This window comes from Kitasatospora sp. NPDC127121 (assembly GCF_042677305.1).
Classification (GTDB): domain Bacteria; phylum Actinomycetota; class Actinomycetes; order Streptomycetales; family Streptomycetaceae; genus Kitasatospora.
This window is the reverse complement of record NZ_JBHXTQ010000022.1, coordinates 81,376-93,660: the sequence shown is the minus strand read 5'-3', so window position 1 is coordinate 93,660 and position 12,285 is coordinate 81,376. Positions and strand designations below refer to the sequence as shown.

Sequence of the window (12,285 nt, the reverse complement as noted above, 5' to 3'; positions counted from 1 at the left end):
GCTCCGGTCCGTCCGGTGCCCCCCGCCCGCCGGGGTCAGATGTCAGGGCGTCAGGCGGTGCAGGTCGCGCGGGAAGAGCGTGGTCCGGCGGATGTTGTCGGTGCCGGTGAGCCGCGCCGTCCAGCGCTCCAGCCCGAGCGCGAACCCGCCGTGCGGCGGCATCCCGTGCGCGAAGGAGCGCAAGTAGCCCTCGTACGGCTGGACCGGCTCGCCCCGGGCCGCCAGCGCGGCCAGGTAGTCCTCGTGCCGGTGCAGCCGCTGGCCTCCGGTGACCAGTTCGAGCCCGCGGAAGAGCAGGTCGAAGCTGTTGGAGTACTCCGGGCGGCCCGGTTCCGGGTGGGTGTAGAAGGGCCGCTTTCGCATCGGGTAGCCGACCACGAACAGGAACTCGCTGCCGTGCTCGCGCAGCGCCCACTCGCTGAGCCACCGCTCGTGCGCCGGGGCGAGGTCCGGCTCGTCGACGCCCAACAGCCGCATCGCCTCGGCGAAGTGGAGCTGCGGGATCTCCGCCGGGACCTCGGGCAGCTTCACCTCCAGCAGGTCGACAGCGGCGCCGGCCCGCTCGGCCACCGAGGCGACCATCCCGGCGACCACCTCGCGCAGCACGGCCATCACCTCGCGGTGGTCGGCGATGAAGCCGAGTTCCGCGTCGAGGCTGGTGTACTGCGCCAAGTGCCGCGCGGTGTCGTGCGGTTCGGCCCGGAACACCGGCCCGGTCTCGTAGACCCGCTCGAACACCCCGACCATCGCCTGCTTGAAGAACTGCGGCGACTGCGCGAGGTAGGCGGGGCGGCCGAACCAGTCCAGCGCGAAGACGTTCGCCCCGGACTCGGTGGCCGAGGAGACCACCTTCGGGGTCTGGATCTCGGTGAAGCCCAGGCCGTCGAGGGTGGCCCGGAACCCGCCCACCGAGGCCGCGGTGATCCGGTGCAGGGCGGACAGGCGCGGGTGGCGGAGGGTGACGGGGGCACCGTCGAGGATCACCGGGAGGGCGGCCTCGACGGTCGGCCGGAACAGGCTGACCGGGGGCGCCTCGGCGAGGCTGGACAGGACCTCGACGGTGGGCGAGGTCAGCTCGACGCCGGCCGGCGCCTGCAGGTTGGCGGTGACGGTGCCGCGGATCCGCAGGACGGTCTCCTCCGGCAGGTCGGGGCCCGCGCCGGTGGCGACCACCTGGGCCAGTCCGGAGCGGTCCCGGATCACCAGGAAGGTGACGGACTTGAGTGCGCGGCGGCGGTGCAGCCAGCCACTGATCTCTACGGATTCGCCGACGTGGCCGGGTAGTTCGGCGGCCAGGACACGGGTCGTCGGGTGGATCATCGCGGCCCTCCAGGGGCGTCGTGGTGATCCCTTCGGAGTGCGGGCGAGAAGGGCAACTCGCGGTGCCACCGCACTTTCGCCGCCGCCCGCACGGGCGGCGACCTCATTGCGGCCCGTTGACGGGGGCCGGCCGGCGGGGCATTTCCTCCCCGCACTCGGGAGTGTCTTCGCTCCGGGACGCAGGGCCGCCTTCACAGCTGCCGGCGGCTCTCTCGACCCACGGGGCCCGGAGGTACTCGTCTCCCTCGACGTGTTGCCGGAGAGGCTAGACCGGACCGCCGCCGGACCGCAACGGGCTTTCCCGCCGCCGCGCGGGCGCCACCTGGGGCGTCCGCCTCCGGGCGACCCTGAGACGGACCCCGACACCCGGCTACGCCTCACCGGCGAGTCGGCGGGGTGGCGAATCGACTGCCAGGTGGACGTTTCCGGGAGCGCGGTGGCGGAGAGTGGAAATTAAGCCCGCCGGATCGGCCGGATCGGGTGCCACGACACGGAGTTGACCCATGAGCGCCCGTCTCGCCCGTCCCCGTCACAACCGCGTCATCGCCGGCGTCTGCGCCGGGCTCGCCGAGCGCTACGGCGTGACGCCGTGGACCGTGCGACTGATCTTCCTGATCTCGATCATCCTGCCCGGGCTCCAGTGCCTGGTCTACCTGGCCCTCTGGGTGCTGCTCCCCCAGGAGCCGTAAGCCCGGGACCCGTAAGCCGGGGAGCCGCACGCCCGGCGCCGTTGCGCCGGGGCCGGTACGACGGCAGGCCGCCCGCTCCCGGGATCACCGGGGCGGACGGCCCGTCGCCGTGCCGGCGGCCAGGTCAGCCGGCCAGGCCCGGCAGCGGCAGGGTGTGGGTCAGCCCGCCGATGGGGGTCTTGTCGATGCCGGGGATGGTCGGGATGGCGCCACGCGTGGCGGCACCGGCCTCGGCGGCCGGGGCGGGCGCCGCCTGGCCGGCGGCCGGGGTGAGGGTGCCGAGCGTGCCGGTGACCTTGTCGCCGCCGGGCAGCTTGGCGGCGGTGTCGGTGACCGCGCCGGTCACCGCGGGGTTCGTGACCGCGCCGGTGGGCAGCCCGAGGCCGCCGGGCGCGGGGGCGGCGGCGGCGGTACCGGCGCCCACCGCCGCGATGGCGATGCCGAGCGCCGCGGTGCCGGCGGCCTTGAGAGCCTGCTTCATGGTTCGTCCCTTGGGTCGTCGTCGGTGGCCGACATCGGGACGGGGCGGACGGGCTACCGCCGCCACGGCCTGTCAGCATGGACGGGCACACCGTAGTGAGTGGGCCACGCGAGGACCAAAGGGCGTTCACTCACCCGAGTGAGTAGTCGGATGAACGCCAACTCCCTTTCGGGACGTGGGCGTTCACCCGACCATTCGAACGGGCCGGGCCGCTCAGCTGTCGCCGGTGCCCGAGCTGAACAGCCACTCCGCCTTCAGTTCGGCGTACCCCGGCTTGATCACGTCGTTGATCATCGCCAGCCGCTCGTCGAACGGCAGGAACGCGGACTTCATCGCGTTCACCGTGAACCACTCCATGTCCCCCAGCGTGTAGCCGAAGGCCTCCACCAGGTGCCCGAACTCGCGGCTCATGCTGGTGCCGCTCATCAGCCGGTTGTCGGTGTTCACGGTGACCCGGAACTTCAGCCGGCTGAGCAGCCCGATCGGGTGCTCGGCGTACGAAGTGGCCGCCGCGGTCTGGAGGTTGGAGGTCGGGCACATCTCCAGCGGGATGCGCTTGTCGCGCACGTACGCGGCCAGCCGGCCGAGCTCGACGCTGCCGTCCTCGGCCACCGTGATGTCGTCGACGATCCGCACGCCGTGGCCGAGCCGGTCGGCGCCGCAGCACTGCAGGGCCTCCCAGATCGACGGCAGGCCGAAGGCCTCGCCCGCGTGGATGGTGAAGTGGTTGTTCTCGCCCTTGAGGTAGTCGAAGGCGGCCTGGTGGCGGGTGGGCGGGTGGCCCGCCTCGGCGCCGGCGATGTCGAAGCCGACGACGCCCTGGTCCCGGTGGCGGTTGGCCAGTTCGGCGATCTCGGTGGAGCGGGCGGCGTGCCGCATCGCGGTCAGCAGGGTGCCGACCCGGATCCGGTGGCCGGCCGCGCGGGCGTTGGCCTCGCCGAGGCGGAAGCCCTCGTTCACGGCCTGGACGACCTCGTCCAGGGACAGGCCGGCCTCCAGGTGCTGCTCGGGGGCGTAGCGGACCTCGGCGTACACGACGCCGTCGGCGGCCAGGTCCTCGGCGCAGTCGGCGGCGACCTTGATCAGGGCCTCGCGGGTCTGCATCACGGCGCAGGTGTGCGCGAAGGTCTCCAGGTAGCGGACCAGCGAGCCGGAGTCGGCGGCCTCGCGGAACCACTCGCCGAGCTCCTTGGCGTCGGTGGTCGGAAGGCCCTCGTAGCCGACCGCGGCGGCCAGCTCGACGACCGTCTCCGGGCGCAGCCCGCCGTCGAGGTGGTCGTGCAGCAGCACCTTCGGCGCGCGGCGGATCTGGTCGGGGGTGGGGATGCGCGGGCCGGCGCCCGCGGCGGTGACAGGGATCTGCTTCTCCATTGCGAAAATATAGCCCCTACGCGCGTAGACCCACCACTGTTAACACGGCCGGTTCGGCGAAAGTCCACCGGGAATTCCACCGTCCGGGCCATCCCCGGCACATTCGGCCCAGTTGCGGCTCAATCGTGCTGCAGCAACCGGCCCCGCCGGGACAGCACGAAGTCCCGGAACGCCGCCACCGGCGGGGTCAGCGGCCGCCCCGCCGCCCAGGCCAGTCCGATCGCCCGCCGGGTACGCGGCGCCGTCACCTCCAGCTCCACCACCCCCGGCCGCGGCACCAGCGCCGGCGGCAGCAGCGCCACCCCCAGCCCGGCCGCGACCAGCCCGCGCAGCGTCTCCGCCTCCTCCCCCTCGAAGGCCAGCCGCGGCACGAACCCGGCCTGCGCGCAGAAGCCGTCCGTGATCGCGCGCAGCCCGTACCCCTCCTCCAGCCCGACGAACGGCTCCTCGGCCACCTCCGCCAGCCGGATCCGCCGCCGGCCCGCCAGCCGGTGGTCCGCCGGGACGACCAGGTGCAGCCGCTGCTCGTCCAGCGGGCGGGCCGCGAAAGCCGGATCGTCCGGCAGCGGCGCGACCAGGCAGAGGTCCAACTCCCCCGCCCGCAACCGCTCCAGCATCGCCCCGACGTAGTCCTGCACCAGCTGGAACCGGACCTGCGGATGCCCCGCCCTGAACCCGCGCAGCAGCGCCGGCACCGCGTCCGTCCCCATCGTGTGCAGAAAACCGAACGCCACCCGCCCGGCCGCCGGATCGGCCTCCGCACGGGCCGCCTCCGCCCCCCGCTCGACCTCCGCCAGCGCCCGCTCCACCGAGGCCAGCAGCAGCCGGCCGGCCCTGGTCAGCCGGACCGTCCGGCCCTGACGGGCCAGCAGGTCCACACCCAGCTCCTCCTCCAGCCGGGCCACCGCCCGCGACAGCGTCGGCTGCGGCACCCCGAGCAGCGCGGCCGCCCGCGTCACGTGCTCCAGCCGGGCCACCGCCGCGAACTGGGCCAGCCGGGGCGCCAGCAGCACCGCCGGCTCGTCCGGCCCCAACTCCGCCACCCGGTACCGCGGCTCCGTGCCGTCCGTCACGTCCACCCGATCCGCCCCGGCCATCCCGCCACCACCTCGACTCATACGACAACGCATCGATCATCCACCGTTCATGCATTGGACGCATCAACCGCAGCGCGCCTACCGTCGACGACATGCAGCCCGCCGATACCAGGGCATCCGTGACCACCCCGGATGCCCCCGCCCCCGCCGCCTCGCACGACGACCGCCACCGCCCCGGCCAACGCGCCTTCCGCCGCGCCAACCTCGCCCTGTTCGCCGCCGGAGTCGCGACCTTCGTCCTGCTCTACTCCACCCAGGGCCTGCTGCCGATCCTCTCGGCCGACCTCGACCTCACCCCCGGCCAGGCCAGCTGGACGGCCTCCGCCGCCACCCTCGGACTCGCGCTCGCCCTGCTCCCCGCCAGCGCCCTGTCCGACCGGTACGGCCGCACCGCCGTGATGACGGCCTCCACCCTCGCCGCCGCCACCCTCGCCCTCGCCCTGCCGTTCGCGCCCGACCTCACCACCCTCGTCGTGCTGCGCGTCCTCCAGGGCGCCGCGCTCGCCGGGCTGCCCGCCACCGCCATGGCCTACCTCGCCGAGGAGGTCCACCCCAGCGCCCTGGCCTCCGCGATGGGCCTGTACGTGGCCGGCAACAGCATCGGCGGCATGGGCGGCCGACTGCTCTCCGGCTGGACCGCCGCGGCCTTCGGCTGGCGCTGGGGCCTCGCCGCCTCCGCCGCCCTCGCCCTGCTCGCCGCACTCGCCTTCCGGCTGCTGATCCCCGCCGCCCGGCACTTCACCCCGGCCCCGGTGGACGCCCGCGCCCTGGCCCGCACCGTCGGCCGGCACCTGCGCAACCCGCTGCTGGTGCGGCTGTACGCGCTCGGGCTGCTGTTCATGGCCGTGTTCGGCGCGGTCTACAACACCGTCGGCTACCGGCTGATCTCGGCGCCGTTCCACCTGCCCGAGTCCGTCGCGGCCTCGATCTTCGTCGTCTACCTGGTCGGCACCGGCACCTCCGCCGCGGCCGGCCGCCTCGCCGGCCGACTCGGCCGCCGCGGCGCGCTCTACGTCTCCATCGGCGTGACCGCCGCCGGGCTGCTGCTCTCCCTCACCGAGTCCCTGGTCTGCGCCCTGCTCGGCCTGGTCCTGATCACCGCCGGCTTCTTCGCCGGCCACGCCACCGCCTCCTCAGCGGTCGGCCGCACCGCCACCGAGGGCCGCGCCCAGGCCTCCGCCCTCTACCTGATCGCCTACTACCTCGGCAACAGCCTCGGCGGCACCCTGGGCGCCGACGCCTACCACGCCACCGGCTGGCCCGGCGCCGCCACCGTCGGCCTCACCGCCATGACCCTCGCCGCCGCCGTCACCCTCTACGCCACCCGCCAGGCCCACGCGGCCCGGCAACAGGACCGACTGGGCAGACTTTCTGCCAGGTAGACTTTCCCCATGGCAGACCTCAAGCGCCGCCGTCGTCCCCACCTGGTGTCCACGCCCGTGCGGAAGAAGGGCGTGGTCACCATCCCGCAGGAGATAAGGGAGCAACTGGACCTCCAGGAGGGCGACCAACTGGTGGTCGCCATCGAGGACGGCCGCATCGTGCTGACCCCCGCCTCCGTGATCCCCGACGACCAGGCGTGGTTCTGGGGCGCCGGCTGGCAGGAGAAGGAGCAGGAGGTCGACGAGGCGATCGCAGAGGGCGACCGCGGCGAGGTCTTCCAGGACGGCGACGCCTTCCTGCAGTCCCTCGCCGACGAGGGCGGCCTGGACCTGGAGGAGATCAAGCGCCGTGCCGACGCATGAGTCGCCGGCCCACTTCCTCCGTGACTGGAAGGGCCTGACTCCCGCGCAGAAGGCCGCATTCCTCGTCGCCGTCGCCCAGTTCGTCACCGACCTGCGGGCCGGTCAGGGCTTCCGACGCGGCCTGCGCGTGAAGAAGATGCAGGGCCACCCGGACATCTGGGAGCTGACCTGGGCCCCCGGCGGCCGGGCCACCTTCCACTACGGCCTCCCCGTCCAGGGCGGGGACCCGCACATCGTCTGGCGCCGGATCGGCACCCACGACGTCTTCAACCGCCCCTGACGACCACCGCCGATACACTCCGGGCATGAGCGTTGATCCGGCGGCGTACGCCCGATTGCGGGAGATCGCCGATCAGCTTCCCCGGCTGCCGGGGCTGGGGAAGGTCGAGATCGCCGACGGAGCGGTCGTCCTGATGCTGTCGCCGGTCAAACGGCACGAACTCGCGGTACTGCGGATCGCTCAACAGCTCAATGCCCAGCTACCGCAGACCCACCCCGGCTACATCGCCCACGGTGGCGCGGACCTGGAGGACGTCGGCCTCGGTCGGCTTCGGAATCCCGACCTGATGGTGTTCCCCGACGCGGCGCTGGACGACGACGACCCGGCCTTCCTTCCCCACGAGATCCTTCTCGTCGTGGAAATCGTCTCCACGTCCAACCCCGAGAGCGACTACCGCGACAAGGTCCACGACTACGCGGCGATGGGCATTCCGCTCTATCTCCTGGTCGATCCCCGCAAGGGCACCGGCATCGTCCACGACGAGCCCGGCTACACCCGCCGCAAGGACTTCGCCTTCGGCGACAAGATCACCGTCGGCCCCTGGACGCTCGACACCAGCGTCCTGCGGACTTACGCCTGAACCCGCACCCGCAGGACACCGGCCGACCGGGCCTGAGCACACGGAAGGAGCCCGCACCCGGCAAACCGGGTACGGGCTCCTCGCCGGTCCCTCATGCAGCCGGCGCGTGAAAGCGAAGCTTCGTATCAGCGCCGGGCACCACGTGGAGGTCCAACTCGGCTTCCAGAGCCACCGCCAGCTTTTCCAACAGCGGCAGGGTGGGCACGGTGCCGGCTCCCTCGATGCACTCGATCTCGTCTTCGGTCATGTTGGCACGACGGGCCACGTCCGTCTGCGACAGGCCGAGAGCAGTGCGGCGGTCGTAGAGCGCCTGCCCGAACGCCCAGGAGTAACGAAACTCCAGCCGCTCTGCGGCCATCTCCGGGCTCTCCTGCACCTGCTCGCCCAGCAGCTCACGCGTGCGGCGGGTCTTCCACTGGAGGTGGTTCATCGCCACCCCCCTCCGGTTCGATCTCGACCGTGAAGCGGTCAACTCCCATGTGCGGCAGCGTAGGGCACGCTGCCGCACATGGGGTAATCACGCGGTCACGCGATGCGGTCGAGGACGATCGGGTTCGGGGTGAAGGCCGTGCCGGCCGGGGAGACCTCGATGCCGCCCGTCAGTGCCTCGATGGCGTAGTCGTAGCGCTCGGGGGTGTCGGTGTGCAGGGTCAGCAGGGGCTGGCCGGCCACGACGGTGTCGCCGGGCTTGGCGTGCATCTCGACGCCGGCGCCGGCCTGGACCGGGTCCTCCTTGCGGGCGCGGCCGGCGCCGAGGCGCCAGGCGCAGACGCCGACGGCGTAGGCGTCGAGCCCGGTGAGGACGCCGGAGGCGGGCGCCGGGATGACGTGCTGCTCGCGGGCGACCGGGAGGGGGGCGTCGACGTCGCCGCCCTGGGCGGCGATCATGCGGCGCCAGTGGTCCATCGCGGAGCCGTCGCGCAGCGCGTCGGCCGGGTCCTTGCCGTGCACGCCGGCCGCGGCGAGCATCTCGCGGGCGAGGGCGAGGGTGAGCTCGACGACGTCGGCGGGGCCGCCGCCGGCCAGCACCTCGATCGACTCGCGGACCTCCAGCGCGTTGCCGGCGGTGAGGCCGAGCGGGGTGGACATGTCGGTGAGCAGAGCGACGGTGTTCACGCCGGCGTTGGTGCCCAGGCCGACCATGGTGCGGGCGAGTTCGCGGGCGTTGTCGAGGTTCTTCATGAAGGCGCCGGAGCCGACCTTGACGTCCAGGACCAGGGCGCCGGTGCCTTCGGCGATCTTCTTGGACATGATCGAGGAGGCGATCAGCGGGATGGCTTCGACGGTGCCGGTGACGTCGCGCAGCGCGTAGAGCTTCTTGTCGGCGGGCGCGAGGCCGTCGCCGGCGGCGCAGATGACCGCGCCGGTGGAGCGCAGGACGTCGAGCATCTCCTCGTTGGAGAGCAGGGCGCGCCAGCCGGGGATGGACTCCAGCTTGTCGAGGGTGCCGCCGGTGTGGCCGAGGCCGCGGCCGGAGAGCTGCGGGACGGCGGCGCCGCAGGCGGCGACGAGCGGGGCGAGCGGGAGGGTGATCTTGTCGCCGACGCCGCCGGTGGAGTGCTTGTCGCTGGTGGGCAGCGGCAGCGAGGAGAAGTCCATCCGGACGCCGGAGCGGATCATGGCGTCGGTCCAGCGGCTGATCTCGTGCGGCTTCATGCCGTTCAGCAGGATCGCCATGGCCAGGGCGGACATCTGCTCGTCGGCGACCTCGCCGCGGGTGTAGGCGTCGATGACCCAGTCGATCTGAGCGTCGCTCAGTTCTCCGCTGTCGCGCTTGGTCCTGATGACGGAGATGGCGTCCATGCGTGCTCCAAGAGGGGTTTCAAAAGCGAAGAGTGTCGCGAGATGACCGGGTTCCGGCCCACTCGCGACACTCTACGCGCGTAACAATTGTCGAAGCTAGAGCCGCTCCGGCCCGAACGCGTCGGGCAGGACCTCACTCATCGGGCGGATCCCCGAGGGCAGCTCGATCAGCAGTTCCGGCCCGCCGTGCTCGTAGAGCAGCTGGCGGCAGCGCCCGCACGGCATCAGCAGTTCGCCCGCGCCGTCGACGCAGGTGAAGGCCGTCAGCCGGCCGCCGCCGGTGGCGTGCAGCGCGGACACCAGCCCGCACTCGGCGCACAGCCCGAGCCCGTACGAGGCGTTCTCGACGTTGCAGCCGGTGACCAGCCGCCCGTCGTCCACCAGCGCGGCCGCGCCGACCGGGAACTTGCTGTAGGGGGCGTACGCGTGGGTCATCGCCTCGCGCGCGGCCGCGCGCAGCCGCTCCCAGTCGATCGCGGCCGACGCCGCAGGCGCCGTCACTTGCCCTGGCCCTTGCGGTAGATCTGGCCGTCCGCCTTCGGCATGCGCAGCCGCTGGGAGGCCAGCGAGAGCACCACCAGGGTGATCACGTACGGCGTGGCGACGATCAGCGGGCGCTGCACCTCGTCGGTGAGCGCGTACCAGGCGCCGAGACCGCCGGCGACCACGAAGGAGATCGCCGCGCCGGTGAACTTGCGCCGGTACAGCTGCCAGAGCGCGAGCAGTGCCATCGCGATGGCGACGGTCAGGATCAGCACGTGCACCGACTCCGGGTCGCGCAGCTGGAGGCTGTCGGTGAAGCCGAACAGGCCGGCGCCCATGGCCAGGCCGCCCGGCATCCAGTTGCCGAAGATCATCGCGGCGAGGCCGATGAAGCCGCGGCCGAGGGTCTGGCCGTCCTTGTAGAAGTGCGCCGCGACCAGCGAGAGGTACGCACCGCCGAGGCCGGCGAAGGCGCCGGAGGCGATGACCGCGAGGTACTTGTACTTGTAGACGTTGACGCCCAGCGACTCGGCGGCGGTCGGGTTCTCACCGCAGGAGCGCAGCCGCAGGCCGAACACCGTGCGCCAGAGCACGAAGTAGCTGACCACGATCATCGCGCCGGCCAGCAGCACGACCACCGAGATGTTGGTGACCAGGCCGCCGACCACGCCGGCCACGTCCGAGACCAGGAACCAGTGGTGCTTCTCGATGTCGGACAGCCACGAGGACAGCCCGGGAACGGTGATGTACGGCAGCGGATCCGCCGGCGGCGACTGGTTCGCACCCGCGCCGACCGCGATGTAGTCCTTGTAGTAGATCCGGTTGACGTACGCGCAGATGCCGGGGATCAGCAGGTTGATGCCGACGCCGGAGACGATGTGGTCGACGCCGAAGGTGACGGTCACGAGCGCGTGCAGCAGACCGCCGAGCGCGCCGCCGAGCATGCCGGCCAGCAGGCCGACCCACGGGTTGACCAGGTAGCCGGCCCAGGCACCGCAGAAGGTGCCGGCGACCATCATGCCTTCGAGGCCGATGTTCACCACGCCGGCCCGCTCCGACCACAGACCGCCCAGACCGGCCATGCCGATCGGCACGGCGGCGCTGAGCGCGGCGGTGATCTGACCGGAGGAGGTCAGCGCGTGGTTGCCGGTGGCCATGCCCACGGCGGAGAACAGGACCAGGGCGCCCGCGATCAGCAGCAGCACCACCGGCCAGGACATCTTGCGCTTCTTGGTGGGCGCGCCCGGCGCCTTGGGACGCGCGGCGGTAGCCGTGCTCATGCGGACACCTCCTTCTTCTCAGTGGCCGCGAGCTGAGCCGCGAGCTGGGCGCCGACCTTCTGCTGCTGGCGCTTCAGGCCGTAGCGGCGCACCAGTTCGTAGGCGACGACGACGCAGATGACGATGGTGCCCTTCATGACGTCGACGATCTCGAAGGGGAAGCCGCCCTGGAGCGGCAGCTGGGAGCCGGTGGTGTCCAGGAAGGCGAACAGCAGGGCCGCGAAGGCCATGCCGATCGGGCTGTTGCGGCCGAGCAGGGCGATCGAGATGCCGAGGAAGCCCAGACCGGGCTGGAAGCTCTGGCCGTAGTAGAACGAGTTCTGCACCAGCTCGGGCATGCCGATCAGACCGGCGATCGCGCCGGAGACCGCCATCGAGATGATCACCATGCGCTTGACATTCACGCCGGACGCGGTCGCGGCCGACTCCGAGCGGCCGGTGGCGCGCAGGTCGAAGCCGAAGCGGGTACGGGTCAGCGCGAACTGGAACACCACGCCGACCAGGGCGGCGATGAAGATGAAGCCCCAGAGCGGGCCACCCGCCGTCTCCAGCGTGAAGAAGTGGCTGGACTGCGAGATCGGGTCGGTCTGGATCGAGTTGCTGGTGGCGCTCGTCTTCGGCGCGAAGATGCCGGGGACGAGCAGCAGGCCGACGACCGCGATCGAGATCGAGTTCAGCATGATGGTCGAGATGACCTCGCTGACCCCGCGGTAGACCTTCAGCAGACCGGCGATGCTCGCGTACAGGCCGCCGACCAGCATGGCGGTGACCAGCAGCAGCGGGATCTGGATGATCGCGGGCAGGTCGACCTTGGCGCCGACGAAGGCCGCGAACAGCGCCGCGACCTTGTACTGGCCCTCGACGCCGATGTTGAACAGGTTCATCCGGAACCCGAAGGCGGCGGCAGCTGCGGCCAGGTAGTACGTGGTGGACCGGTTGAGGATCCCCACTTGGCCGTCCGACTTGCCGGCGTACGTGAGCATCACGTTCCACGCGTCGAACGGGTTCTTGCCCGAAGTCGCCAGCAGGACGGAGCAGATCACGATGGAGAGCACGACCGCGAGCACCGGCGCCGCCAGTGCGAGCACGATCCGCTCACCGCTGATCCGCTGCGCCAGGCTGCGCTTGGCGGCGGTGTTGGGACTGGTCATGTGGG

General features: G+C 72.0%; 14 protein-coding genes. 5 read left to right on the top strand and 9 right to left on the bottom strand.

The features are described 5' to 3' along the window. Positions 1-42: 42 nt before the first annotated feature. Positions 43-1,320 carry an aspartate--tRNA(Asn) ligase gene (gene aspS / locus ACFVHI_RS14365; protein WP_380338980.1) on the bottom strand — a complete coding sequence of 426 codons (1,278 nt, stop codon included), beginning with the start codon at positions 1,318-1,320 and terminating at the stop codon, positions 43-45. A gap of 503 nt (positions 1,321-1,823) precedes the next feature. On the opposite strand from aspS, the gene ACFVHI_RS14360 reads away from it, so the two are divergent. Further along, entirely contained in the window at positions 1,824-2,009 is a 186-nt protein-coding gene (locus ACFVHI_RS14360) for a PspC domain-containing protein (protein WP_063349060.1), read from the top strand. Between the two features lie 124 nt (positions 2,010-2,133). Here the strand turns inward: ACFVHI_RS14360 and ACFVHI_RS14355 are convergent, their stop codons facing one another. From ACFVHI_RS14355 to ACFVHI_RS14345, 3 genes are all read right to left on the bottom strand, one after another. Next, entirely contained in the window at positions 2,134-2,490 is a 357-nt protein-coding gene (locus ACFVHI_RS14355) for a hypothetical protein (protein WP_063349059.1), read from the bottom strand. A 213-nt stretch (positions 2,491-2,703) separates the two neighbouring features. Next, positions 2,704-3,861 (bottom strand): adenosine deaminase, encoded by a 1,158-nt coding sequence (locus tag ACFVHI_RS14350; protein WP_063349058.1) that lies wholly within the window; start codon positions 3,859-3,861, stop codon positions 2,704-2,706. A 119-nt stretch (positions 3,862-3,980) separates the two neighbouring features. After that, positions 3,981-4,958, bottom strand: coding sequence for a LysR family transcriptional regulator (locus tag ACFVHI_RS14345; RefSeq protein WP_380338976.1), 978 nt, complete (start codon positions 4,956-4,958; stop codon positions 3,981-3,983). Positions 4,959-5,050: 92 nt separating this feature from the next. Between ACFVHI_RS14345 and ACFVHI_RS14340 the strand changes: the two genes are divergently transcribed. Genes ACFVHI_RS14340 through ACFVHI_RS14325 form a run of 4 tightly spaced genes read left to right on the top strand, consistent with a single transcriptional unit; the run spans position 5,051 to position 7,563 of the window. After that, entirely contained in the window at positions 5,051-6,340 is a 1,290-nt protein-coding gene (locus ACFVHI_RS14340) for an MFS transporter (RefSeq protein WP_063349057.1), read from the top strand. 9 nt (positions 6,341-6,349) lie between these two features. Further along, positions 6,350-6,703, top strand: coding sequence for an AbrB/MazE/SpoVT family DNA-binding domain-containing protein (locus ACFVHI_RS14335; protein WP_079135829.1), 354 nt, complete (start codon positions 6,350-6,352; stop codon positions 6,701-6,703). After that, positions 6,690-6,983: a hypothetical protein gene (locus ACFVHI_RS14330; protein ID WP_380338973.1), complete on the top strand. Its 294-nt coding sequence runs from the start codon at positions 6,690-6,692 to the stop codon at positions 6,981-6,983. Before ACFVHI_RS14335 ends, ACFVHI_RS14330 begins: the two co-directional genes overlap by 14 nt. Positions 6,984-7,008: 25 nt before the next feature. After that, entirely contained in the window at positions 7,009-7,563 is a 555-nt protein-coding gene (locus ACFVHI_RS14325; RefSeq protein ID WP_063349055.1) for a Uma2 family endonuclease, read from the top strand. A gap of 91 nt (positions 7,564-7,654) precedes the next feature. Here the strand turns inward: ACFVHI_RS14325 and ACFVHI_RS14320 are convergent, their stop codons facing one another. From ACFVHI_RS14320 to ACFVHI_RS14300, 5 genes are all read right to left on the bottom strand, one after another. Continuing rightward, complete coding sequence (locus ACFVHI_RS14320; RefSeq protein ID WP_380338970.1) at positions 7,655-7,993, bottom strand: helix-turn-helix domain-containing protein; 339 nt, start codon at positions 7,991-7,993, stop codon at positions 7,655-7,657. Positions 7,994-8,088: 95 nt separating this feature from the next. After that, a complete protein-coding gene (locus ACFVHI_RS14315; RefSeq protein WP_063349053.1) occupies positions 8,089-9,366 on the bottom strand; it encodes a thymidine phosphorylase in 1,278 nt (425 codons plus the stop codon). Positions 9,367-9,462: 96 nt separating this feature from the next. Further along, positions 9,463-9,867 carry a cytidine deaminase gene (locus ACFVHI_RS14310; protein WP_063349052.1) on the bottom strand — a complete coding sequence of 135 codons (405 nt, stop codon included), beginning with the start codon at positions 9,865-9,867 and terminating at the stop codon, positions 9,463-9,465. Next, positions 9,864-11,129, bottom strand: a complete 1,266-nt coding sequence (locus ACFVHI_RS14305; protein ID WP_063349051.1) for an ABC transporter permease — start codon at positions 11,127-11,129, stop codon at positions 9,864-9,866. Before ACFVHI_RS14305 ends, ACFVHI_RS14310 begins: the two co-directional genes overlap by 4 nt. Beyond that, the gene (locus ACFVHI_RS14300) at positions 11,126-12,280 is read right to left on the bottom strand and encodes an ABC transporter permease (protein ID WP_380338965.1); all 1,155 of its coding nucleotides are present in this window, start codon (positions 12,278-12,280) and stop codon (positions 11,126-11,128) included. The genes ACFVHI_RS14305 and ACFVHI_RS14300 overlap by 4 nt, the downstream gene beginning before the upstream one ends. Positions 12,281-12,285 lie beyond the last annotated feature (5 nt).

Bases quoted from the DNA above. Each gene is read 5' to 3' on its own strand.
- aspS (WP_380338980.1), bottom strand. From the start codon at position 1,320: ATGATCCACCCGACGACCCGTGTCCTGGCCGCCGAACTACCCGGCCAC.
- ACFVHI_RS14360 (WP_063349060.1), top strand. From the start codon at position 1,824: ATGAGCGCCCGTCTCGCCCGTCCCCGTCACAACCGCGTCATCGCCGGC.
- ACFVHI_RS14355 (WP_063349059.1), bottom strand. From the start codon at position 2,490: ATGAAGCAGGCTCTCAAGGCCGCCGGCACCGCGGCGCTCGGCATCGCC.
- ACFVHI_RS14350 (WP_063349058.1), bottom strand. From the start codon at position 3,861: ATGGAGAAGCAGATCCCTGTCACCGCCGCGGGCGCCGGCCCGCGCATC.
- ACFVHI_RS14345 (WP_380338976.1), bottom strand. From the start codon at position 4,958: ATGGCCGGGGCGGATCGGGTGGACGTGACGGACGGCACGGAGCCGCGG.
- ACFVHI_RS14340 (WP_063349057.1), top strand. From the start codon at position 5,051: ATGCAGCCCGCCGATACCAGGGCATCCGTGACCACCCCGGATGCCCCC.
- ACFVHI_RS14335 (WP_079135829.1), top strand. From the start codon at position 6,350: ATGGCAGACCTCAAGCGCCGCCGTCGTCCCCACCTGGTGTCCACGCCC.
- ACFVHI_RS14325 (WP_063349055.1), top strand. From the start codon at position 7,009: ATGAGCGTTGATCCGGCGGCGTACGCCCGATTGCGGGAGATCGCCGAT.
- ACFVHI_RS14320 (WP_380338970.1), bottom strand. From the start codon at position 7,993: ATGAACCACCTCCAGTGGAAGACCCGCCGCACGCGTGAGCTGCTGGGC.
- ACFVHI_RS14315 (WP_063349053.1), bottom strand. From the start codon at position 9,366: ATGGACGCCATCTCCGTCATCAGGACCAAGCGCGACAGCGGAGAACTG.
- ACFVHI_RS14305 (WP_063349051.1), bottom strand. From the start codon at position 11,129: ATGAGCACGGCTACCGCCGCGCGTCCCAAGGCGCCGGGCGCGCCCACC.
- ACFVHI_RS14300 (WP_380338965.1), bottom strand. From the start codon at position 12,280: ATGACCAGTCCCAACACCGCCGCCAAGCGCAGCCTGGCGCAGCGGATC.